Source organism: Bacillus sp. 41-22 (assembly GCF_025809295.1).
Lineage (GTDB): Bacteria > Bacillota > Bacilli > Bacillales > Bacillaceae_G > Bacillus_A > Bacillus_A mycoides.
Map to the genome: position 1 here is coordinate 3,462,967 of NZ_CP084035.1, position 23,269 is coordinate 3,486,235.

The 23,269-nt window shown below is 35.1% G+C and carries 23 protein-coding genes; 5 read left to right on the forward strand and 18 right to left on the reverse strand.

What is annotated here, in order from left to right:
* Positions 1-347: 347 nt before the first annotated feature.
* Together LCF45_RS17635 and ccdA are read right to left on the reverse strand one after the other, a co-directional pair.
* A complete protein-coding gene (locus LCF45_RS17635) occupies positions 348-854 on the reverse strand; it encodes a CcdC family protein (protein ID WP_002014224.1) in 507 nt (168 codons plus the stop codon).
* A 90-nt stretch (positions 855-944) separates the two neighbouring features.
* Positions 945-1,652 carry a cytochrome c-type biogenesis protein CcdA gene (ccdA, locus tag LCF45_RS17640; RefSeq protein ID WP_033729854.1) on the reverse strand — a complete coding sequence of 236 codons (708 nt, stop codon included), beginning with the start codon at positions 1,650-1,652 and terminating at the stop codon, positions 945-947.
* A gap of 487 nt (positions 1,653-2,139) precedes the next feature.
* Between ccdA and LCF45_RS17645 the strand changes: the two genes are divergently transcribed.
* Positions 2,140-3,048, forward strand: a complete 909-nt coding sequence (locus tag LCF45_RS17645; RefSeq protein ID WP_002128551.1) for an EamA family transporter — start codon at positions 2,140-2,142, stop codon at positions 3,046-3,048.
* A gap of 88 nt (positions 3,049-3,136) precedes the next feature.
* Positions 3,137-4,297 carry a M20 peptidase aminoacylase family protein gene (locus LCF45_RS17650; RefSeq protein WP_002128552.1) on the forward strand — a complete coding sequence of 387 codons (1,161 nt, stop codon included), beginning with the start codon at positions 3,137-3,139 and terminating at the stop codon, positions 4,295-4,297.
* A 22-nt stretch (positions 4,298-4,319) separates the two neighbouring features.
* Here LCF45_RS17650 and LCF45_RS17655 read toward each other — a convergent pair whose 3' ends face one another.
* The 4 genes from LCF45_RS17655 to alsR all read right to left on the reverse strand — a co-directional run bounded on the left by LCF45_RS17655 (position 4,320) and on the right by alsR (position 8,003).
* Positions 4,320-5,267: an ABC transporter permease gene (locus LCF45_RS17655; RefSeq protein ID WP_002128553.1), complete on the reverse strand. Its 948-nt coding sequence runs from the start codon at positions 5,265-5,267 to the stop codon at positions 4,320-4,322.
* The gene (locus LCF45_RS17660) at positions 5,260-6,171 is read right to left on the reverse strand and encodes an ABC transporter ATP-binding protein (RefSeq protein ID WP_002167820.1); all 912 of its coding nucleotides are present in this window, start codon (positions 6,169-6,171) and stop codon (positions 5,260-5,262) included. The genes LCF45_RS17655 and LCF45_RS17660 overlap by 8 nt, the downstream gene beginning before the upstream one ends.
* Positions 6,172-6,265: 94 nt before the next feature.
* Entirely contained in the window at positions 6,266-6,841 is a 576-nt protein-coding gene (locus LCF45_RS17665) for an FtsX-like permease family protein (RefSeq protein ID WP_078203419.1), read from the reverse strand.
* A gap of 253 nt (positions 6,842-7,094) precedes the next feature.
* Entirely contained in the window at positions 7,095-8,003 is a 909-nt protein-coding gene (gene alsR / locus LCF45_RS17670; RefSeq protein WP_002128558.1) for an acetoin biosynthesis transcriptional regulator AlsR, read from the reverse strand.
* 151 nt (positions 8,004-8,154) lie between these two features.
* Here alsR and LCF45_RS17675 point away from each other — a divergent pair, with 151 nt between their 5' ends.
* Both LCF45_RS17675 and LCF45_RS17680 read left to right on the forward strand, forming a co-directional pair.
* Positions 8,155-8,520 (forward strand): CidA/LrgA family holin-like protein, encoded by a 366-nt coding sequence (locus LCF45_RS17675; RefSeq protein ID WP_000872360.1) that lies wholly within the window; start codon positions 8,155-8,157, stop codon positions 8,518-8,520.
* A complete protein-coding gene (locus LCF45_RS17680; protein ID WP_002137763.1) occupies positions 8,517-9,194 on the forward strand; it encodes an LrgB family protein in 678 nt (225 codons plus the stop codon). The genes LCF45_RS17675 and LCF45_RS17680 overlap by 4 nt, the downstream gene beginning before the upstream one ends.
* A gap of 12 nt (positions 9,195-9,206) precedes the next feature.
* Here LCF45_RS17680 and LCF45_RS17685 read toward each other — a convergent pair whose 3' ends face one another.
* Positions 9,207-9,620, reverse strand: coding sequence for an NUDIX hydrolase (locus tag LCF45_RS17685; RefSeq protein WP_002137764.1), 414 nt, complete (start codon positions 9,618-9,620; stop codon positions 9,207-9,209).
* A 143-nt stretch (positions 9,621-9,763) separates the two neighbouring features.
* On the opposite strand from LCF45_RS17685, the gene LCF45_RS17690 reads away from it, so the two are divergent.
* The gene (locus tag LCF45_RS17690) at positions 9,764-9,964 is read left to right on the forward strand and encodes a DUF3903 domain-containing protein (RefSeq protein WP_002167816.1); all 201 of its coding nucleotides are present in this window, start codon (positions 9,764-9,766) and stop codon (positions 9,962-9,964) included.
* Positions 9,965-10,284: 320 nt separating this feature from the next.
* On the opposite strand, the gene LCF45_RS17695 is transcribed toward LCF45_RS17690, so the two are convergent.
* The 11 genes from LCF45_RS17695 to tkt all read right to left on the reverse strand — a co-directional run bounded on the left by LCF45_RS17695 (position 10,285) and on the right by tkt (position 23,000).
* Positions 10,285-11,040, reverse strand: a complete 756-nt coding sequence (locus LCF45_RS17695) for a sulfite exporter TauE/SafE family protein (RefSeq protein WP_016120640.1) — start codon at positions 11,038-11,040, stop codon at positions 10,285-10,287.
* Between the two features lie 108 nt (positions 11,041-11,148).
* Positions 11,149-11,295: a BC1881 family protein gene (locus tag LCF45_RS17700; RefSeq protein WP_002014405.1), complete on the reverse strand. Its 147-nt coding sequence runs from the start codon at positions 11,293-11,295 to the stop codon at positions 11,149-11,151.
* Positions 11,296-11,461: 166 nt separating this feature from the next.
* On the reverse strand, positions 11,462-13,189 hold the full coding sequence (locus tag LCF45_RS17705; protein ID WP_002167815.1) for an S-layer homology domain-containing protein: 1,728 nt from the start codon (positions 13,187-13,189) through the stop codon (positions 11,462-11,464).
* 220 nt (positions 13,190-13,409) lie between these two features.
* A complete protein-coding gene (locus LCF45_RS17710; protein ID WP_002167814.1) occupies positions 13,410-13,979 on the reverse strand; it encodes a hypothetical protein in 570 nt (189 codons plus the stop codon).
* Positions 13,980-14,103: 124 nt separating this feature from the next.
* Complete coding sequence (locus LCF45_RS17715) at positions 14,104-15,138, reverse strand: nuclease-related domain-containing protein (protein WP_002185132.1); 1,035 nt, start codon at positions 15,136-15,138, stop codon at positions 14,104-14,106.
* Between the two features lie 139 nt (positions 15,139-15,277).
* Positions 15,278-16,324: a GH25 family lysozyme gene (locus LCF45_RS17720; protein ID WP_002190411.1), complete on the reverse strand. Its 1,047-nt coding sequence runs from the start codon at positions 16,322-16,324 to the stop codon at positions 15,278-15,280.
* A gap of 139 nt (positions 16,325-16,463) precedes the next feature.
* Entirely contained in the window at positions 16,464-18,227 is a 1,764-nt protein-coding gene (locus LCF45_RS17725) for an ABC transporter ATP-binding protein (RefSeq protein ID WP_002185129.1), read from the reverse strand.
* Positions 18,227-19,978, reverse strand: coding sequence for an ABC transporter transmembrane domain-containing protein (locus LCF45_RS17730; RefSeq protein WP_263893027.1), 1,752 nt, complete (start codon positions 19,976-19,978; stop codon positions 18,227-18,229). Before LCF45_RS17730 ends, LCF45_RS17725 begins: the two co-directional genes overlap by 1 nt.
* A gap of 124 nt (positions 19,979-20,102) precedes the next feature.
* Entirely contained in the window at positions 20,103-20,324 is a 222-nt protein-coding gene (locus tag LCF45_RS17735) for a YneF family protein (protein WP_001132292.1), read from the reverse strand.
* A gap of 78 nt (positions 20,325-20,402) precedes the next feature.
* Entirely contained in the window at positions 20,403-20,843 is a 441-nt protein-coding gene (gene sirA, locus LCF45_RS17740) for a sporulation inhibitor of replication protein SirA (RefSeq protein WP_002014415.1), read from the reverse strand.
* Positions 20,844-20,999: 156 nt separating this feature from the next.
* On the reverse strand, positions 21,000-23,000 hold the full coding sequence (gene tkt / locus LCF45_RS17745) for a transketolase (RefSeq protein ID WP_016092115.1): 2,001 nt from the start codon (positions 22,998-23,000) through the stop codon (positions 21,000-21,002).
* Positions 23,001-23,269: the final 269 nt, after the last annotated feature.

The window sequence follows — 23,269 nt, forward strand, 5'->3', positions numbered from 1 at the left end:
TTATATTTGCAATATTAGATTCGGCTCAAGACACTTAAGCTAAGCGAAATTTCGTCATTAACATTCCACTTTCATGTTGTATCAGTACCATCAAGTGGAGTAATTGTTAATGAAGGAACGTCTCCTATACGATCCAACCTAATCTAACTTAGCCACCAATTACCGGTGATAAAACTTCAAACCAAATAGTATTCCTTATATCGGTCCATTCATAACGTCAAACTTAAATTGCTTCTTCGATGGTCGACAATTTATACATCACAACTAGAATTGAGGAAGTTACCTTTCAGTGATTAACAAAAAACAACGTCTAATCAGACGTTGTTTCTTTATACATATAACACTCTTTACGTTAACTTCATATCTTTTTCATTATAAAAACCGTCTTCTTTTTCCATTTCCTTCTGTAATTTCGTAAAGGAACGGTACATTGCAATTCTCCATGACACAATCATCGCGAACGCCAGTAAGAAGAACATGCCACTAAGTTGTCCTAAATCAAGAGATTGGCTTAAGTATGTTTTAAATACAATCCGCACGACAAGTAATCCAATTAGTATAAAAACAAATGCTTTTGAACGCTTCAAATAAATCTCTTGTCCTCTAATTTCAAATTTAGATGTTTTAATAAGAAAAATAGAGAAAAACAAACCGACGCCAATTGCTTCTAACATTTCTGCTGGAGTTAATCGAAATTCAGGAAAAACAAACATCAACGCTCCCGTGCTCATAAAAAATGGGGGAAGTATAATTTTTTTCAATGTTGCAGGTTTCTTAGCTGCTTTTAAACGAATAAACATCGCACCGACAGCCATACAAACAGCAACGATACTTGATAACAGAACTATGTTCATATTTTCTCATCCTTTTTTGTGGCTATATGCAAAATATAATTTTATTATATGCTTTTCCGTTAGTATTTCCAACATTTTCACAGAATAATACTAAAAACCGGTAAAACCACCAAATAAACTTGAGAAATATACGATAATTTTCGTCATCCAGTTAAAATATAGGAAGATACCCATGACAATCATAACGTATCCTCCAATCTTCATGAATTTCATACTATTTCTTTTAATCCAAGACATTTTCGTAATAAAGAATGAAAGTAGGAAAAACGGGATAGCAAATCCAAGTATGTAAGCAATCATATAAATCATTGCCGATTCTGGATTTGTTGCAGCTAATCCAATTACAGACACTAATATAGGTCCAGTACAAGGTGTCCATCCAGCAGCAAAAGCCAATCCAATTAAAACTGAACCAAAATAACCACTCGGACGATTTTTAAACGTAAATTTACGGTCTTGCATTAAAAACTTCGGCTTAAATACACCGACAATAATAAGACCAAACACGATGATAAATATACCGCCTAACTGTCTAATTAAATCTTTATAATTTGTAAAGATGCCTCCAATAAAACTTGTACCAAATCCAATTGCAATAAAAATAATTGAAAAACCAAGTAAGAAAAACGCTGTATGTATCATACTTCTTTTGCGAAGCATTGCATTTTCTTCTTTCAATTCAGAAACCGACATACCTGTTATGTATGATAAAAATGCCGGATAAAGCGGTAAGCAACATGGGGATATAAATGATAAGAACCCAGCTCCAAACGCTAAAAAAATACTAATATCTTGCATTATTCCACTCCTCTCCTCTTCAATATTGTAGCAAAAACAATTGAAAATACTATGGACATTTCATGAATTCACTTTTCCAACATGACAATAAGAAAAACTACCCTTTCACACATTTTCTAATAAAACGTTTTCATTCCCTTCTATTATATAGAAAAATCTCAATTGAATTATGAAACTCTTTCTAATTGTTACTAACATAACAAAGGTTCCACAGTTTCTCAAATGATTAGCACATTACAATTGACTTCACACCTATTGGCCTTAAAAATTTTTTTCAAATGCTGTCTTTATACAACATAAAGCTGATTTTACAATACTTTAATTATTATTAATTTCAAGATTATGCATAAATATCATACTTTTATTATTATTCTATAAAATTTTGCACTTTTCTTTCATTTGACCCTTCATTTTTAATTTTGTATACTTCCCTCTAGTTATATATGTCCGTTACGGAACAATTTCATATAGATGGGAGGAATTTTTCATGCTTCGTTATTCTCTTTTAGTTTTATTAGGAGCGTGTAGTTATGGGGTTTTAGCTATTTTTGTTAAACTTGCATATGCAGAAGGGTTTTCACTTGGAGAGGTAATTGGTAGCCAGTATTTGTTCGGTTGGATTATTTTACTTGCTATTACACTTCTATTTTCTAGACATCGTGTTCCACTAAAACAAATGTTAATTTTATTCGTCGCAGGAACGTCTGCAAGTTTTACTGGAATTTTTTATTACGCTTCTTTAAAAACTGTACCAGCTTCTATTGCAATTATACTTTTATTCCAGTTCGTTTGGGTTGGAATTATCATTGAAGCAGTCGCAACAAAAACATTACCTTCAAGAGAAAAAGTTATTTCAGTAATCTTCTTACTTGCAGGTACATTTTTATCAAGTGGGTTATTAGAAACATCAGCTGGTGATTTCGATACGACTGGAATCATTTTAGGCTTATTATCTGCTATTACATTTGCAACATACATTTTCGTAAGCGGGAAAGTTGCCGTTGAAGTACCTTCTTTACCACGTGGTGTCCTTTTAATGGCTGGCGCTTTAACTTTAGTCATGATCGTATTCCCGCCAACATTTATTTTTAACGGGGCGATCTCTCAAGGCCTTTGGAAATACGGCTTAGGATTAGGAATATTTAGTATCGTTATTCCGTCCATTGCCTTTACAATTGGCATTCCAAAAATCGGTTCTGGATTAGCAACTATTCTTGGTGCAGCAGAACTACCAGTTACAACTATTATGTCTGTATTCGTTTTAAAAGAAGCTGTACTATCTTCACAATGGTTCGGTGTATCACTTATTTTAATCGGTATCGCAATCCCGCAAATTGCATACGCAATGCGTGGGCGTTATCGAAAACAGCATACTCATAAAAAAGTTGCAGCATAAAACGAGAGAGGATTTTCATTTGAGAATCCTCTCTTTTATTATTGTATAATTAATACAAATACTTCACTTAAGAAAGAGGGCATAATAAGTGGCATCTATTCCTGATCAATTAACAGAAAAACTTATTTCCATTCGTCGGCATTTACATGAAAATCCAGAACTATCATACGAAGAATTTGAAACGACAAAAGCGATAAAAAATTGGTTAGACGAGGCCAATATCACTATTATTGATTCCAATTTAGAAACAGGAGTTATCGCTGAAATTTCTGGTAATAAAAACGGACCGGTTGTAGCGCTTCGTGCTGATATCGATGCCCTTCCTATCCAGGAAGAAACTGACCTTCCATACACTTCAAAAATACAAGGTAAAATGCATGCTTGTGGGCATGATTTTCATACAGCTGCTGTATTGGGTGCGGCTTACTTATTAAAAGAAAAAGAAGCTTCTCTTAATGGAATTGTCCGCCTTATATTCCAGCCAGCTGAAGAAAGTAGTAATGGTGCTTGCAAAGTTATTGAAGCTGGGCATTTACGTGGCGTGCAAGCTATTTTCGGTATGCATAATAAACCTGATTTACCAGTAGGTACAATCGGTATTAAAGATGGGCCACTAATGGCCGGAGTTGATCGATTTGAAATTGAAATCCATGGTGTTGGTACACATGCAGCTGTGCCTGATGCCGGCGTCGATCCTATCGTTGCATCATCTCAAATCGTTATGGCACTTCAAACGATTGTAAGCCGAAATATTAGTTCTTCTCATAACGCTGTCGTAAGTGTAACAAACATTCATTCAGGGAATACGTGGAACGTTATTCCCGAAAAAGCAATATTAGAAGGAACTGTCCGTACATTCCAAGCTGAAACACGTGAAAAGATTCCGGCATTAATGAAACGTATCATTAATGGCGTTTCTGATGCATTAGGTGTAAAAACAGAATTCCGATTTTATCCAGGTCCTCCTGCTGTTCAAAACGATAAAGTACTCACTGATTTTTCTATTCATATTGCAGAGAAAATGAATCTAAACGTTATCTCTCCTACACCATCAATGGCAGGAGAAGACTTTTCTTTTTACCAACAAGAAATACCAGGTTCATTCGTCTTTATGGGAACAAGTGGTACACATGAATGGCATCATCCAGCTTTTACAGTAGATGAAAAAGCATTGCCTATTAGCGCAGAGTATTTCGCCCTATTAGCCGAAGAAGCTATTCATCAATTATTACAAACAAAAAGCCGTTAAGTTACCCTTAACGGCTTTTTGTTTATGCTGTTAAATCTCGTTTTATAAATACAGTATAGGAAACCCCTAAAAATACAGCTAAGTATAGAAGAAGCATACAAGAAGCAAATGGGAATGTTACTCCATCAATAAAGCTTCCACCCTTTAAAAGCCCATATAAATCTGTATTCGCTGGTAATAAATATTTCGCCCATTCATATCTTGCTGCCGGAATTAGCGCTATTCCCCCTGATAATGCAAGAAATAAAGAAATCCCGATTGCACCTCCGCTCGATCTCGTTAAAACGGAAATCATAAAGGCAAATGCAGCATACACAAGAGTTGGTAACCAAGATAAAATATAATATTTACTTGCTTCTACGAAAATATTTTGTTTTATTATATTTCCATTTTGAACGACAAATTCAGCCCAAGCTGGTTGTTGGAATTTATAAATAATCAACCCGCATAATACGGAAAAAATCATATTAAATATAAATAATAATGCCGCAAATATAACGATTGCCAAAAACTTAGATGTTAAAATTTTAAATCGGCTCGCTGGACGAATTGTTAAAAATTTATATGTTCCCCAGCTATATTCATTCGCAAAAATCGTACTCGCATATACGAGAATAAACGGAAGTAAAATTGGAAATACGATAAAACCTGTATCTCTCATAAATGAAAGCGGAGAACTACTTGCTGGCGCTGTATTCGTATCTAAATGCTTCATTTTAAGCTGGTATTCCTTTACAAGCTCGTCTCCTGACTTTTCTGTTAAAATATCCTCTTTTTTCATGCCGAGCTTTTTCTCAATTTCTACAGTGCGTTCTGTATAATCCGCTTTCCACCCTTTTGTTTCTGGCTCTAAATATTTTACCGTAACCCATCCTAATCCAATAATTAATACCGCAATAACTGCAAAAGGAATAATCGTTCGCTTTCGCTTAAATATTTTATACAGCTCGTTATAAACTAAATTAAACAATATCTTTTCCTCCTGTTAATTCTAAAAACTGCTCTTCTAGCGTTTTTCTTTCTTCATATACACGATAAACTTGAATGTTTTTCTCCATCAATGTACGAAGAATATTTGGAACTTCTTCATCTTTCACGTTTATAATTAATTCGTTTTCTTTTACTAAAACATCGTATTCTAAAACCTCTGCCGCTTTATTCGCATCATCTACACGTATATGTATTTCTTCTTTTTCTTCCTTTTTATCACTTTGAATATTTTGTGTTGCGACATATTCTCCATGCTGAATAATAATAACCCTGTCACACATTAATTCAACTTCTGAGAGTAAGTGACTAGAAACAAGAACAGCTTTTCCTTGTTCATGCGCAATTTTCTTTATGTACATCCGCATTTCATGTATACCACTAGGATCTAATCCGTTCGTCGGTTCGTCTAGTATTAATACATCTGGATTATGTATAAGTGCCTGAGCAATTCCTAAACGCTGTCTCATACCGAGTGAATATGCTTTTACTTTACGGTCAATTACTTGTCCCATTCCTAACAATTGCACTACTTCATCGATACGCTCTTCAGTCACATTCCCATTCATTCGTCCGAAATATGTTAAATTTTCATAGCCGCTTAAGAAAGGATAAAATTCTGGTGTCTCAATTACAGCACCAATTTTCGCAGCAGTTTTTTCAAATTGCTGTTTTACAGATTGACCATCAATCCATACTTCTCCTTCTGTCATACGAATCATTCCGACCATCATTCGCATTAATGTCGTTTTTCCAGCACCATTTGGTCCTAATAAGCCAACTACTTCACCTTTTTTCACTTCAAAACTAATATTTTCTACTAACGTCTTTGAACCAATTCGCTTTGTTAATCGATCAACTTTTACGATCGCTTGCTCATTTATCATTCCATACAACCTTTCTTCTTAACTCTTTTTTTCAGTTCTTCCCACTGTATCATGATTAATAACATGTGTAAAATGAAGAAAAAGCCATGATTTCTCATGCCTTTCTCCTCGTTTCATATGACTTTTCACCCTTTAACCTTTGTGTAAACCTACAACATTGCCACATTGATATTATAATGACGGTTATCATAACAACTGCTGTTATCACTAACGCATACATCGTAATCGGTGCATTGGTTATCCCTTGGATTCCTACTGCTTTCATAAAAATAATAATAAATAATTTCAAAAATAACATACCATGAATTAATCCGAAAACAAAAGCTCCTCCGTAAGTTAATAATTGCTCCTGACATAATAAACATAACATTTCTTTTCTTGTCATCTTCACTACTTCATACGATTTAAACTCCTCTCTTCTTACCCGTAAAAGAGAGGTTGTCATTTTATATGTAACGAAAATACACACAAAAACTATAAATAGAAACATAGCATAAAACCACTTTACAAATATAGGTGTATATTCCGCTTTACTTATTACAGCTTCATTGAATCGGAATGATATCATAAAAAAACAAATCATTGTATTCATAGCAATCCACATAAATTGTTTTAACCTTTGGGCAGCAAATGTTTGTATATTTTTTCTCGCTAACCGAAATAAAGACATAATTTCCCCCTACCTTGCTTCATAACATACGCATTCTATACTACTAGTGTATAAAAATATGACATTTTAAACATCGCACTTCAATCGGAATCTTTACTAAGCCTTTAGTCCTAGAAACCACGCATATTGATCTCCTTAGCATTGAATAAAAAACAAAAAACGGAAATGCACTTTAGTTACATTTCCGTTTTTTGTTTAACGAGGTGAATCTTTATATAACTTAATTATCATGACTATCCTGTAACTTCATCAACTATTCAGCCTTCGCATCTTCCACTTCAATCCTCTTTTTCTCTCTTGCAATTTTCAAAAACTCTAACAACTCTGGATTGTTATTCATTTTTTTATAAGCCACTGACATTTCTGCAACAAAATTAGAATCACATAACTCTTTATATACAACTTCTGTTCTATACAATTTATTTGCGGATACAGGTATTACCGTAATTCCAATACCTGCCGCTACAAGCCCCATAACAGTTTGATACTCCGTTGCTTCTTGTACAATGTGCGGACTAAAACCTACATCACGGCAAAGCGATAAAATTGTATCATATAACGCTGGCCATACTGGTCTCGTAATAAATACGAACGGTTCATCCCTTAAATCTTCGATATGTATTTCGTCCTTTTCAGCAAGAGGATGTGCCTTCGGTAAACATAACGTACATGAAAGTTTTTGAATTGGTTCTAACTCAAGTAATTGCGTTGGAATTGGCGGACGTAAAAATCCAATATCAATTCGATTATCATGAAGTGCATGCACCTGATCCGGTGTGGACAATTCATGTAATGCTACAGACACTCTCGGAAATTTCTTTCTATACTCTCTGACGATTGACGGTAAAATATCATATATCGCCGCACCTACAAAACCAATTGAAAGTGATCCAACTTCTCCCCTTTGAGCACTTTGTGCAACTTCCACTGCTTTTTCAATTTGTTCAAACGCTTTTTTTACTTCTTTTAAAAACATTTCTCCTGCTTCTGTTAATTCAACCTTTCTCTTCGTTCTTGAAAATAACATAACTCCCATTTCTTTTTCTAATTGCTGAATTTGTTGACTAAGCGGTGGTTGTGTCATTTGTAAACGAGCAGCTGCTCGTCCAAAGTGTAATTCCTCTGCCACTACAACAAAATATTGCAAATGCCGTAATTCCATTTTGGACACCCTTTTCACTTTCGATTAATACATCTAATATATTAATAACATACAATTTATATATTAGACAAATATTTCGAATGAACGTATAGTAGAAATTGTTAATTCTTTTTTACAATTTTTATGTAAAAAACAAAGAGGTGGTTACTGTATGAAATGGTGGAAGTTAAGCGGACAAATTTTATTATTATTTTGTTTCGCTTGGACAGGTGAATGGATTGCAAAACAGGCACACCTCCCAGTTCCAGGAAGTATAATCGGTATTTTTTTATTGTTAATCTCATTAAAATTTAATATAGTGAAAAAAGAATGGATACAAGACGGTGCAGACTTTTTATTAAAAGAACTTATTTTATTTTTCATCCCTTCTGCAGTCGCTGTCATTCGTTACAAAGATACATTATCACAATATGGAATCGATCTCATTTTAATTATCGTGATTAGTACACTTTGTGTTACTCTCGTAACAGGACTTTTAACAGAATTGCTATTAAAGCGGAAAGGATCAACACAATGATCGGCTTTCTTTGTTTACTATTAACACTATTCACATATTGGGTATCTAAAAAAATGTATCAACGCTGGAATTGGAGTCTGCTTTCTCCCCTTCTTGTATGCCCAATCATTTTAATAGCTTTATTACTTGGATTAGATACACCATACGAAACCTACGAATCTGGTAGTCATTGGCTAACAGAATTATTAAAACCTGCAACAGTTGCTTTCGCATGGCCAATCTATAAACATTTTGATCTATTAAAAAAACACGGCACTGCTATTTTAATTAATGTCATTGTCGGTTCTTTTCTATCTGTTATTACTTCCGCACTACTAGCTAATTTTTTTCAAATTGACTCTACAATAGAACAAAGTTTAGCACCGCACATTGTAACAACACCTATTGCAATGGCTATTTCAGAAATGATTGGCGGCATGTCACAATTAACAGCAGTTTTCGTTGTATTAACTGCCTTAACTGGAGCGTTATTCGGTCCTACACTCATACGCATATGCCGTATTAAAACAGCGCTCGCAAAAGGTATAATGCTAGGTACTAGCGCGAATGGGACCGGAACATCAAAAGCATTTGAAATCGGTCCTGTAGAAGGTACAATTGCAAGTTTATCAATGCTTTTAACAGCTGGAGCTAGTTTAGTTATCGTTCCACTTTTCTTATCTTGGATACACTAAAAAAGCAAGTATTTACACACTTGCTTTTTTATTTACATATCGGTATATTAGCTCGTAATCCTCTGGAAAAGCTAATGATAATTTTCCAACTTCATGTATCCCTTTCCAATCAATCTCATGTATTAACTCATCCGGATCTTGGATTTTCATATTACCGCCTATTTTTTTAACAAAGTAATAATGAACATACACCGGAATCCCGTATGTAATACCTTCTTTTTCGTATATTTTATTTACAACCTCCACATTGTAGCCTGTTTCCTCCCAAACTTCCCTGATACAACATTCTTCTAGTGTTTCTCCCTTTTCAAGTCCTCCACTTGGGACAGACCACCTTTTTTCTTCCCCTTCTTTTCCTTGCAATACCATTAAAATTTCATTTCTTTCATTCATACAAATAGCTGCCGTACCTATCCATCTCTCCATATACATCCCTCCCCTACTAAAATTCACCTTCTTTTTTATTTCCCCTTTGAAAAAAAAGAGGAAATAAGTAAAAAGATGCCGAAAGTTTACATCAACTTCATGAGCAGTCCCTTCTTAGAAATTCAAACCGGAAGGATGAAATTATGATTTCTAAATATGTTGTGGAATGTGTTTTTTGTGAAGAAAACCGAAAACCTCGGCAATCCATTGTCACAGTGCCTGCTACTTCTCAGCTACTAGCCATTCAAAAAGTACGAGCTGAATGTAAACGTCGCTTCGGAAAAACTTTATTATTGCAAACAGAAATTAAAGAAGACTTACTCATTGAACAAAAAGAAAGCTGACCATAAATTGGCCAGCTTTCTTATCCGATCATATTTTCACATGAAGATTAGGGGCATCCTCTTTAAGGATCGGGATTTACCCATTATGTGCGTTCCATAATGGTCATCGAACAATATATTTCTATACAATAAACTATTGAATAGAATAGGGCAAAACTTGTTCGCATTTTTAGAAAAGGGATAGGGATATAATTCAAGTAATACTTCGAATACTCGAACTTTATACTCATTATATTAAAGCAAATCCTTTTATATGAGAAATATGAATTACTTACATAATTCATTCGTAAAATATATTAATAGATTTCTATATATTCTCTTTAATCTACTAACAACATACATCCAGCTAATATTGGTGTCATAATCATCGAAAACCTTAGAAGCATGCGAGGTGCATAATTTGTAAACTTAGCTCCTATATATGCTCCTAACATTGTCCCGATTAAAACTTGTACTAATAATACATAATCTAAATACCCTTCCGAACTATATCCAAACCCACCTCCAATTGCGATTGGTAATATAACGAGCATTGTCGTCCCTACAGATTGACGGATTGTTAAACCTAATAGAACCATTAATCCGAGTTGGATAAAAGGTGCTGAGCCAATACCAAATGCACCTGCTAAAATTCCAGTCACCAATCCGAGGAATATACATTTAATCACGTTATCTTTCGAAAGTTCTTTATGCCCTTTTAAAGACGACTGTGATCTTTTTTGAAACATAATCAACCGAATAAACATAAAAATTGCCGATAAAAATAACATACCAGCTGTAAACCAATGCAACAGATGTGCTGGTATTAACGAACCAAACTTTGAACCAATAAAGGAACCAATCGCGCCAAATCCCCCAGCAACTCCGCCTATTACAAGCACAACATTCCCTTCTCGGTAATGACTTACTACTCCAGATAATGTCGTAAATGCCATCGCAGTTAAAGATGTTGCAAGAGCAACATGAATAGGGATATGGAATACTAGAGTGAGTATCGCGATGATAAATCCTGCTCCCCCTGCTCCGACAAATCCTAATAAAACTCCCATTAATAACATTGTTATAATAATTGCCACATAATTCCCCTCCAATATCCCAATTATCTATCATATACACACTTCTATACAAACAAAAAGCACCCTAAACGGATGCTCTGACTACTTTTCTTTATTGATAATATGTACTTAATCTTGATTAATTAAAATAACAGCTGGACCAGAAACAACTACTCCGGCCACTTCTATCTTTTCAAATTCCATCACTGTAATAGATATAACCCCTTCTCTTTCCATCAATTCCTTACTCAGGACTTCAGTCGGTATTGATTTCACCGTCCTACCTCCTTTTCATTTTATACAAAATTACAAAAAACTACCCAATGCATCTAAATATATGCATCACCTCCGCTTTCATTCCTTATTCCAGTCAAAATTCACATCACCTTTCTATAACATATTGAAAAATAAAAAAGCACTCGCCAAAGCGAATGCCTTTCCATTATTTACTCTCTATTACTTTTAACATTCTATTAATAAATGCTGCCGATTCCCCACGTGTTGCAGAACCTTTTGGCATAAACTCATTATTCTCATTCCCTTTTACGATACCTAACCCATAAACACGTTGAACCGCCTGTTTATCATACGCTAAATTTTGATCCGTAAATGGTAATGGAACTAAATTACCTTTAATATTTTTGAATTGCAATGCACGATCAATCATAATGACAGCTTCATCACGTTTAATCGTATCATTCGGAGCAAATATATCATTTCCTCGTCCACTTATAATCCCAGCACTAGCTGCACGATTAATACCATCTACTAGCGATGGATGAGCTGTGCTTAAATCTTTGAAATTCGATTTCCCCTCTGGTAATTGCAATGATCTTGAAACTAAATTCGCAAATTCACCACGTGTTACAAGACGTTCTGGCCAGTAAGAACCCTTCCCGTCTCCAACCATAATACCTCTTTTATCTAATTCACGAATATCTGCTTCATACCAACCGCCAGTTATATCATCTTTATGATTCGCATCATAATAAGCTTTCGTTCCCTGTAAAAATGGCTCCCACGCATTATTCCTTATCATAATGGCCGGACAATTCTTTCCGCTCCAAAATTGATGTTTTTTTACATTTTCTAAAGGAATATTTAATTCCCCCATTAAATAGGCTGCTAGTTTGCGAGCATTTTCCACAGCTTTATTATAATCACCATCTTGATTGACAGCAATTTCAATTGCAATTGATTCTCTGTTACCGGTTCCTTCTGATCCATCTCCAGCATGCCAACCATTTTCATTTAATGGTAGATGTTGATAAATTTCTTTATCATCTACTGTAAAATGCCAAGATGCTGAACGATCAGTCGTTCCTGTTGCTTGACTGTATAAATATTGTGCATGGTTTCTAGCATTTGCTCCAACACTATAATTATCTGTCTCATGAATTGTAATGTATTTTGGTTTCATCGCATAACCTGGACGAATATTTTCATTACCTGTTGGTACAATCATTTCCTTTAATGGTACACCGTAAATATCCGTTGTTTTCTCTTCTATTGGTGCAGTATACATAACCGCTGCACGTTTCGTACGAGTTGGAGTTGTGCTTTGAATAAGAGATGCTTTTGTACCCTCAAATTTTGCTGAAGGTGCATAAATCCATTTCACCTCATTATCTATTTGGACTTGGAACCACTCTCCAACTTGTCCAATTGCAATAATTGTTTGCGGTTGTAACACTTTCTCGTCTTTATATGAATTAAATGGTGCGGAATATGTAGCTGTCTCTTCATTAATTACTAATTTTTCGTTTGCCAAGTGATAAACTTCCTTAACCTCTACATTTCCTTCACTACTTTGTATCCACCCAGCTCCAGATTCTGTTTGTATATAGTAAGCGTTTCCTTTTTGTTTTTCGGCTTTCACTACTTGATTAGAAAGCTGAACACCTGTCGCTTTTTGTAACTCAGCAGAATCAAATAAAGATGCTGAACCTATTATATGTACAAAAAAATCTCCTTGTACTTCATTTGTTATTCCTTTGCTCTCTCCACGTCCATCTTCATCTTTCATATGGCTTTCAATACTTTTTAATGCTTGCTCGTCTGTTGAAATTGTTACGGTCTTTTCTACTGTGTCTGCATAGGAAAAACTTGGAATCGTTACCATACTAAATACAATTGATGCAGCTAAAACATTATAAAATTCTTTTTTCATACTAATTATTTAACACGTTTATATCTTAATTCGTGTTAACTTCCCTCCCTAATCTAAAATATTTAAGGCTATCTAGCAGACTTCTAAACTAAATAACCCTTTACAATATAACAAACTCTATCTCATTCGTATAGATAGGAATGACTACTATTTGCCTACTTTTTCTATATTGGAATATAGAAAAGAAGCTATAAAAGATATAGCTTCTCCTCTCACTATTTCAATCTCGTTGTACCTTATACTCTATAACTCTACCATCTTTATCAAATTGCAAAACAAGACATTCACTATCTATAGGAATGAAACCACGTTCATTCCCAAGATAGTATAGTGTAGTAATTCCCGTTTCCAAACTGCTTGTTTTCGTAGGGGCCCCTAACAATTTTGTAATTTCCTCGTTTGATTTCCCTATCAATTTATGCTCCTGTAATAGGTCATCTACCATATGTACTCGTTTTTCTTCATAATTTAACCACCGATCCTGATTAAAATTTGAAGTGTATTTATTTATACTTAATTGTACGGTGCATACTAGCAATGGAATGAGACCTACCATCATTATAGTGAACAGTTGTTTCTTACCTTTATCACGTCTTGCCGAAACATGTAAGATAGACTTTTGAATAATAACTAATAAAATAAAAGGCATTACTACCACCAAAATACTCATTACACTCAATGACACATGAACCATATCAATAACGAAAATAAACGCAATGTACATTAATATATGCAAACAAAAATAAATGTACAACATTCCCCACAATATAGAGCTTTTACCTTTCTCCACCCAAATAACACCTACTTTATCCCGCTATTTGCGGGCAGTTAGACTCCCACCTCAAAATTCGGCTGTAAAGGGTAGAAGTCGGGTTGCCCATAAACCCCCACTAATTAAAGTTTTACTTTATTTTTCACTTCGCAACATAATTCATCTGGCCAATCATATCTCTAATCTTTTGTAGTTCTCGTGCTGTATATATTACTTTACTTGTTAAAACTTCATTTCTGAAAAACGTTACAATTTGCTCTCTATCTTTAAATCTCGGCAATTCTTCATTAGAAAGATCAATAACTTCTTTTCCACTCTCATTTTCAAAATATACAATTGGTTTTACTTTTTCCTTTACAATATCTACTTGCATTTCTTCCAAACAATTATATAAAGTTTGAGATAGCATTTTCGCTTTATACGCTGGATTCCCTTCATTTCTTACTTGCAAAGTTAATGAAGTTCCATCCGTAATAAATTCAAATGTCTCTTCTTTTTCAATTTCATGTTGATACTTACCAATTTCCTCAATCATAAATGAATATATACCCGCATTTTCTTTCGTTAAGCCATGGATTAATTTCCCTGTCCATTCTTTCGTCTCAAGTAGATAAATACCAGTTTTACATAAGATAAGGTGATGAATTCGATTATCATTTATGTCACGTTTATCTCTATATTTATTGCGTATCATAAAAACGTTCGGTATAATATGAAACTCTTCTTCTAGTATTATTCCTTGCTCAACGAAACCTCGCTTCATATAATGTAATATTTCATGCGCATTCACTTCAGCACCATTTTTGGTATATTCTCGTAAATCCGCAATTAAATTTTGAAACATATGTACTTCACTACTATGCTTATCTTGCATTTCACTACGTTCTTTACTATGTTGAACAGCCAATTGATTTTTCATCATACGCATATTTTCAAGTTCTCTAGCTGTATTCACTTGTAAATCATTATATTTTTTCTGTTCCATATTCTTTAAAGTATCCTGTTGTTCTTTATGCCCTGTAATCGTAGCTGCAATCTCATTTTCATACGTTTCAATCGCTTGTTTCTTTTCAAACTCTACTTGCTGACTCTCTGATTCTAACTGTTTATTTTTATAAAACAGTACAAACACTACAGCTAATAATATTAAAATCCCACCTATTAGCACATACTCCATATTATTACTCCTTTATTTCATTTCCGATTATTTTTAAACATATATCAATTACATTATACTATGTTATCAATATATACTTTGTAAAAATTATATATTTTTCATAAAAGGCACCTCAGTCGAGATACCTCTTAGATTCACTTTATTGTACACCATACTGAATATAACTTGAATCATAGTATACCCATTGATTTGTCCCTAAGCAAAGCCATCCATCTTGCTTACTCCATACTCGATATGATTCACCATGATGTAACTGTCTTATAACATTCCCGTTTAATGATGGAGCATCTCGCAGATTCACATTATCGCCAGTAATAGTTGCTACATAATGTTTATACTGAATATAACTTGAATCATTATATACCCACTGATTTGTCCCTAAGCAGAGCCATCCATTTTGTTCTCCCCAAACTTCATATGATTCGCCACGATTCAATTGGCGAATTACACTAGACTGTAAAGATGGTCCACTTCGTAAATTCACATTATCTCCATTAATTACAGCAACTCCGTATACTGGAGTCGCATTATTAGGCGTGGAAACATTCCCTCCACCACTTGCTCCATTTCCTTGTAAAGCTTCTAATGAAACAGCTGCTGATACGTCACAATTTCCTACACCTGAAATTTGCCCAGAATCTGTGTACTGCCATGCTGTCCACTCTGTCCATCCACCAGCATCAGCAGGCGGTATACTAGAATATTTTGAAATCCAAAGTGGAATGTCACTTAACCCGCTAATTCCAAATTCATTAATATACCAAACTCCTGTATATAACATTACATTTTTCCCAGTAGCTTGTTTCACATAATTTACGAAACTTCTTGCCCAATTCGATATAGTCGCACCCGTTAAACTACTATTGCTAGTATCCGTTGGCGATTCTAAATCTAAAACAGGGATTAAGTCCGTCTGATTACTCTGTAATATATTCACAAAATGTTTCGCTTCTGAAATGGCATCATTTTGTTCTGGGTGCGCAAAATGATATGCACCAATTAATACATTCGCATCTCTCGCAGCTTGTACATTTTGAACGAAAGTAGGGTCAATATAGTTCACACCTTCCGTCGCTTTTGCATACGCCGCTGGAATACCAGATGACTTCACAGCATTCCAATTAATGTTTCCTTCCCAATGAGACACATCAATAAATGTAATATTTGAACTGGATCTATTTTGCATATAAAAGCTCCTATCAAATTTTGTTATTCTATATACAATATGTACAACTCTAGTTAAAGGACACGACAAATCTCTCACATATTTCGAAAATTTTATTACATTTTAATATCTGAGAGAATAGAAAAAAGACCTTGTAATTCTACAAGGCCTGTTGCAAACTCCCTTTATTTTGTAGCAAGTACATATTGTAGTAAAGTCCTTGTTTACTAAGTAACTCTTGATGTGTTCCGCTTTCTACAATTTCCCCTTCATGCATAACAAATATTTGATCCGCATCTTGGATTGTAGACAATCTGTGCGCAATCGCTATCGTTGTTCTACCTTTTCGCATTTGCTGCAATGCCGTTTGGATAGCCTCCTCTGTTTCTGTATCAATATTTGCCGTCGCTTCATCTAACACTAATACTTTCGGATTGGTTGCTATCGTTCTAGCAAAAGCAATTAATTGCCTTTGACCACTAGAAAATGCAGCTCCTCTTTCGACAACTTCTGTATCATACTGCTCTGGTAATTTTTCAATAAACGTATTCGCTTGCACAAACTTTGCCGCTTCCTCTATCTCTTCATCCGTAATCTCTTCATTATACATACGAATATTTTGCTTTACATTTCCAGCAAATAAAAATGCATCTTGCAGCACAAGACCAATTTTCTTTCGAATTTCTTGTTCTTCGAACTTCTCTAAATCTACTCCGTCTATTACTATATTTCCTGATTTAATATTGTAAAATCTCATTAATAAATTCATAATCGTACTCTTTCCGCTACCAGTATGCCCTACGAAAGCAACCGTTTGCCCTGACTTTACGTGAAAAGATACATTTTTTAAAACGTCACGCTTTCCATCATATGAAAAAGTAACATCTTTAAACTGAATTTCCCCGTTAGCTACTCGTGGCTGTTCACTCCCCATTTGAACAGGAGCTAAATCTTTATCATCCATTAAATGAAATACACGCGATGATGAAACAAGCGCTTGCTGGAAGAAAGATAGTTTCATCATCATCTCATTTACCGGCTGGAAGAAACGATGAATATAGTTAACGAAAGCATATAAAACCCCTACTTCAACAGGACTCTTTAAAGCATCGATTCCGAATAAACCAAGTACTACCGCAATTGCTACAATATGAACAAGATCTGTTGCTGGACGTAAAAGTAATGCATCTAATTTCAATGTACGACGTCCAGCACTAAAATGTTTATTGTTCACTTCTTCAAATTCTTTTCTCATCCGCTTTTCTTGCCGGAACACCTGAACAATATTCATACCTTGAATGGACTCATTTAACTTTGCATTTAATATACTCAGCTGATTACGTACCTCTAAATAAAAAGCTGCACTTTTCCGTTGATACAACACCATAATTGCAAACATTACCGGAATTAATATGAGCGAAAATAGCGCTAATTTTACATCTAATAAAAACATCGCTACTAAAATCCCTACTAAAAAGACTACATTTTTCACGAATGTTGATAGTACACTAACATAAAAATCCTTAATCGCTTCTGTATCATTCGTTATGCGAGATACGAGCGTACCAATCGGCGTACGATCAAAGAAGCTTAATGACAATTTTTGAACATGTTCATACACTTCAACTCGCATATCTTGGACAATCTTAAAAGCGATATTTTGAAAGTACAATAAGTCTAAATAAGTAAATAATACTTTTAATAAATGAGCAATAATATACACTACAAATAGGGTTACAAGTGCTGATTGTTCAAAGTTACCTGGCACTAAGTGTTCATCAAGAAATTGTTTAATTAAAAAAGGACCCATCATTTCAGTTACAGTTGCACCAACTAGAAATAAAAATGCTACCGCCAATAACCCTTTATAGGGCCTCATATAAGAAAGCAACCTTCTTAAATCACTCCGTTTTTTCTCAGCCATCATACGCCTCCTTTCTCTACTAATGCCTCTAACTGCTGGCTTTCGTACATTTCTTTATACCAACCATTTTCTTTCATTAATTGCTCATGTGTCCCTCGCTGCATAACCCTACCTTCATCAATAACAAGAATAAGATTTGCATGCTGAATAGCACTTAAACGATGGGCAGTAATAATCGTCGTTTTCTCTGCCCTTTCTCGTTTCAATGCAGTTAAAATAGTTTCTTCTGTTTTTGCATCTACGGCTGATAAACAATCATCTAATATTAAAATTTCAGCATTTGTTAATAATGCACGCGCAATAGAGATTCTCTGCTTTTGACCTCCTGATAGTGAAACGCCCCTTTCACCTACTACAGTGTCATACCCTTCTGGAAATTGAAATATATCATTATGAATACAAGCAATATCAGCAGCTCGGCTAATTTCTTTATATGTAGCATCGGCCTTTCCAAAAGCAATGTTCTCCCCAATACTCGCTGAAAATAAAAAGTGATCTTGCGGTACATATGAAATTGCAGAACGCACACCGTGAAGTGTTAAATCTCGAATATCCCGCTCCCCAACTTTTAATTCACCATTAAAATGATCATACTCTCGAATTAAACATTTTAATAACGTCGTCTTCCCTGCACCGGTACGCCCTACAACTCCTAATGTTTCACCTTTTCTTAAGTTAAAGTAAATATCTTTTAAGTTTAATAGTTCATTCTTTTTATAAGAAAACGAATCAACAGCAAACGAAACATCACCACTTGCTATAGTATTTATAGCATTGTCCCTATTCACTACATCTGAAGTTTGTGAAAGTATTTTCTCCACACGATCATGCGAAGCACGTCCACGCTCCATAATATTAAATAGCCATCCAAACGCTAACATTGGCCATACAAGTGTCCCTAAGTACGTTGTAAATGTTACTAATTCCCCTACAGTTAATTCACCTCGTACGACTAATAATGATCCGTAACAAATTGCGATCAAAAATGAAAATCCGACAATTAGGGAAATCGTTGGATCGAATAACGAGTCAATACGTGCAACTAGCATATTTTTATGTACGACATCTTCAGATTTCTTCCGAAACGCTTGTAAATCCTCTTTCTCTTGTCCAAGTGAGCGAATTACCTTCATCCCACTCATACTTTCTTGTACTTTATCATTGATTTCAGAAAACGATTGCTGTGCCTTATGAAATCTTCTATGCAATAAAGTTCCATAATAATTTGTAGAAATAGCTACAATTGGCATCGGAATTAAACTTAATAACGTTAACTTCCAACTAATTGTAAATCCCATCGCTACGAGTACACATCCTCCAACAGCTAATGAATCAACGAGTGTTAAAACACCTGCCCCCGCAGTTTGCTGAATCGCCTGAATATCATTTGTCGCATGTGCCATCAAATCGCCTGTGCGACGTGATTGATAAAAGGATGGGCTCATCTTAGTAAAATGTTCATATAGATTCTTTCGCAGTTGACGAGCTAGTTTTAAAGAAGATCCAAAAATCATAATACGCCATAAGTAACGTAATATATACATCGTAATTCCTACAACTACTAATAGAATAACCCAGTTCAACAATTTTTCAGACGTTAATGTTCCATTATTAATTTCATCTACTACAATGCCCAGTACTCTTGGCGCTACAAGTTCAAGAAGCGCGACACCAAATAACATAATAATTCCGATTATGTACGCTCGTTTTTCTTGCTTAAAAAACCAAGCTAAATTAAAAAACACTTTCATATTTATCCTCCTCCCTTAAAATGAGCGATGTTTTCAGTTTACCAAAAACACAGAATTTTTAAAAGTTTTAAATATCTTTTGTAACCAAAAGAAAAGGGCACTCGGTAAGAGTGCCCTTTGGCGCTTATTTCGTTTGTTGCTTGTTCATCGCGCTCATCATTTGATTGATTTTCTTTTGGGAAGGTTTTTGTCCCATTTGCATCATCATCATTTTTAACATTTGTTCGTTAATTGGTGGATTTTTTTGTAAGTAATTCATCATGTATTTGCGGGCAATGAAAAATCCTAACGCCACGCCTGCTACTAGTGCTACTACGCCCACTAGAATACCTAACCACATTGGCATATCTTTTCCTCCTTCATGTTGTCTACCTTACAGTGTACTAAAACCTTTTCAATAAGACAAGATACTATTCGACATTTTTTACACATATGTTCGTACTTGTTTGAGAGGATTTAACCAACCGTACTTTTTATTTTCATAATCCATCGCTAAAAATGTTAACTCACACTTTCTAAGCACCTCAAAGAAAGTTGTTTCCATGGATACATTTCCAGAAGTATTTATTCGAATATATTGTGGTTTCACCATTATTTCTCCGTATTCGGCTCCTGTATAAAGCGTATGAGTATGATTTGTTCTTTCATATTTACCAAGAACACGCAAAGCTTGTTCTAATTTATGATGAATTTTCATTACTTGTAACGGCATCGTAATATACGTCATTTGTTTATATAATACTTTCTTCTCCGAAAGGAACCCAGATTCTGAAAATCGAGCAAATAAATCAAAAAACAAATATTCACGACCAAAGTAAGCTTTCGCAATATCCTCTTGAATTAAATACAATTCATACGTTTTCATTTTTCCCCTCCCGATCTGGACAACCTTTTCCCTACATTATATAAGAGAAGATTTGCAATGATTGTCTGACTACGGAGAGAGAAAAAACTTTTCCTGTCGAAAAAACTCAATTACATAGAAAAATCTCCCCATGCTGGAGAGATTTTTCTAAAATCATTAAAGCATTTCTTTTACTTTACGAACAACGTTCTCTACAGTAAATCCATACTCTTCCATAATCTTCTCACCAGGAGCAGAAGCACCGAATGTGTCAATACCTAGTACATCTCCATCAAGACCTACATAACGGTGCCATCCCATTGTAGCACCCATTTCAATTGCGAAACGTTTCGTTACTGCTTTTGGTAGTACAGATTCTTTGTACTCAGCAGTTTGAGCTTCAAAGCGATCCATAGATGGCATGCTAACAACAGCTGCATCAACGCCGTCTGCTGCTAGAGCTTTTTGCGCTTCGATTGCTAAGCTTACTTCAGATCCAGTTGCAATTAAGATTACATCAGCAGTTTCTTTCTTGCTTGCAGAAACTACATATGCACCTTTTGCTACTTTTTCATAAGTATCGTCTTTTGCACCTTCTAATGTTGGAAGATCTTGACGAGTTAACACTAATGCAGTTGGTGTTTTTGTTGATTCTAGAGCTAGTCTCCAAGCTGCAACTGATTCGTTACCGTCTGCTGGACGAATAACAGAAACGTTTGGCATTGCACGAAGTGCTGCTAATTGTTCAACCGGCTCATGTGTTGGACCATCTTCACCAACAGCGATACTATCATGTGTGAATACATACGTTACAGGCAATTGCATTAATGCTGCAAGGCGAATTGCTGGACGTAAGTAGTCAGAGAATACGAAGAACGTACCACCGTAAGTTTTTAAACCGCCATGTAGTGCAATACCGTTCATTGCTGCACCCATCGCAAACTCACGAACACCGTACCAAATGTTTTTACCGCTGTAATCAGCTCTTGTGAAGTCTTTTTCGTTATTCATATATGTTTTGTTAGAACCAGCAAGGTCAGCTGATCCACCAAAGAATGATGGTACAGACTCTGCAATTGCATTAATTACAGCACCTGAAGAATTACGTGTTGCTGCTTTTGATCCTAATTCATAAGTTGGTAAGCTTTGTTCCCAACCTTCTGGAAGAAGACCGTTCATTGCTGCTTGCAGTTCGTTTGCTAATTCTGGATATGCTTGTGCATATTCACCGAGCATCGTGTTCCACGCAGCTTGCGTCGTTTCACCAACATCTTGTACTGTTTTACGGAAGTTGTCATATACTTCTTCTGCTACATGGAAGTCTTGTTCAGCAGTCCAAGCGTATGCTTCTTTCGTTAATTTTGTTTCGTCTACACCAAGTGGAGAACCATGTGAAGCTGATTTTCCTGATTTGTTTGGAGAACCGAAACCAATTGTCGTTCTTACTTCAATTAGCGTTGGGCGTTTTTCGTCAGCTTTCGCTTCTTCAATTGCTTTTGCGATTGCTTCAATATCGTTTCCATCCTCAACACGGATTACTTGCCATCCGTATGCTTTGTAACGATCTTCTACACTTTCAGAGAATGAACGATTTAAATCGCCATCTAATGAAATATCGTTTGAATCGTAAAGTACTACAAGACGACCTAATTGTAAATGAGCAGCTAATGAAGATGCTTCAGCAGAAACGCCTTCCATTAAATCTCCATCACCACAAATAGCGTATGTATGATGATCTACTACATTATACGCATCACGGTTGTATTTAGCCGCTAAATGTCTTTCAGCCATCGCCATACCAACAGCAGTTGCAATACCTTGTCCAAGTGGACCAGTTGTTGCGTCTACACCTGCTGTGTGACCGTACTCAGGATGTCCTGGAGTTTTGCTTCCCCATTGACGGAAGTTCTTTAAATCATCCATTGTTAAGTCATAACCAGATAGATGAAGTAGGCTGTATAGTAACATTGAACCATGACCTGCAGATAATACGAAACGATCGCGGTTAAACCACGTTGGGTTATTTGGATTGTGTTTCATAAATTGAGTCCATAATGTATAAGCCATTGGTGCTGCACCCATTGGCATTCCTGGGTGACCAGAGTTTGCTTTTTCAATCGCATCAATGGATAATGTGCGAATCGTGTTGATAGAAAGTTGTTCGATTGAATGTGACATGCTATTCTTCCCTTCGCGTATGTTAGTAAACGTTTTATACATTTATATGATAGCTTCCCACGCAAGATTATACAACATGTATCGACAAATATGTTGATGTTTTTTTGATTTTTCATAAAAAATACAGTGATTCAGGGAATGTATGGGCATTCAATATGACATACTTTTTAATTGTTTTTATTTTAAAAATAAAGATAATTATCTGTATATTTATACAAATATACTAATTTCTGATATATCTCTTTTTTGATAACCTTTAAAAATACAAA

Bases quoted from the DNA above. Each gene is read 5' to 3' on its own strand.
- LCF45_RS17635 (WP_002014224.1), bottom strand. From the start codon at position 854: ATGAACATAGTTCTGTTATCAAGTATCGTTGCTGTTTGTATGGCTGTC.
- ccdA (WP_033729854.1), bottom strand. From the start codon at position 1,652: ATGCAAGATATTAGTATTTTTTTAGCGTTTGGAGCTGGGTTCTTATCA.
- LCF45_RS17645 (WP_002128551.1), top strand. From the start codon at position 2,140: ATGCTTCGTTATTCTCTTTTAGTTTTATTAGGAGCGTGTAGTTATGGG.
- LCF45_RS17660 (WP_002167820.1), bottom strand. From the start codon at position 6,171: ATGATAAATGAGCAAGCGATCGTAAAAGTTGATCGATTAACAAAGCGA.
- LCF45_RS17665 (WP_078203419.1), bottom strand. From the start codon at position 6,841: ATGTCTTTATTTCGGTTAGCGAGAAAAAATATACAAACATTTGCTGCC.
- alsR (WP_002128558.1), bottom strand. From the start codon at position 8,003: ATGGAATTACGGCATTTGCAATATTTTGTTGTAGTGGCAGAGGAATTA.
- LCF45_RS17675 (WP_000872360.1), top strand. From the start codon at position 8,155: ATGAAATGGTGGAAGTTAAGCGGACAAATTTTATTATTATTTTGTTTC.
- LCF45_RS17680 (WP_002137763.1), top strand. From the start codon at position 8,517: ATGATCGGCTTTCTTTGTTTACTATTAACACTATTCACATATTGGGTA.
- LCF45_RS17685 (WP_002137764.1), bottom strand. From the start codon at position 9,620: ATGGAGAGATGGATAGGTACGGCAGCTATTTGTATGAATGAAAGAAAT.
- LCF45_RS17690 (WP_002167816.1), top strand. From the start codon at position 9,764: ATGATTTCTAAATATGTTGTGGAATGTGTTTTTTGTGAAGAAAACCGA.
- LCF45_RS17705 (WP_002167815.1), bottom strand. From the start codon at position 13,189: ATGAAAAAAGAATTTTATAATGTTTTAGCTGCATCAATTGTATTTAGT.
- LCF45_RS17715 (WP_002185132.1), bottom strand. From the start codon at position 15,138: ATGGAGTATGTGCTAATAGGTGGGATTTTAATATTATTAGCTGTAGTG.
- LCF45_RS17720 (WP_002190411.1), bottom strand. From the start codon at position 16,324: ATGCAAAATAGATCCAGTTCAAATATTACATTTATTGATGTGTCTCAT.
- LCF45_RS17725 (WP_002185129.1), bottom strand. From the start codon at position 18,227: ATGGCTGAGAAAAAACGGAGTGATTTAAGAAGGTTGCTTTCTTATATG.
- LCF45_RS17730 (WP_263893027.1), bottom strand. From the start codon at position 19,978: ATGAAAGTGTTTTTTAATTTAGCTTGGTTTTTTAAGCAAGAAAAACGA.
- LCF45_RS17735 (WP_001132292.1), bottom strand. From the start codon at position 20,324: ATGCCAATGTGGTTAGGTATTCTAGTGGGCGTAGTAGCACTAGTAGCA.
- sirA (WP_002014415.1), bottom strand. From the start codon at position 20,843: ATGAAAACGTATGAATTGTATTTAATTCAAGAGGATATTGCGAAAGCT.
- tkt (WP_016092115.1), bottom strand. From the start codon at position 23,000: ATGTCACATTCAATCGAACAACTTTCTATCAACACGATTCGCACATTA.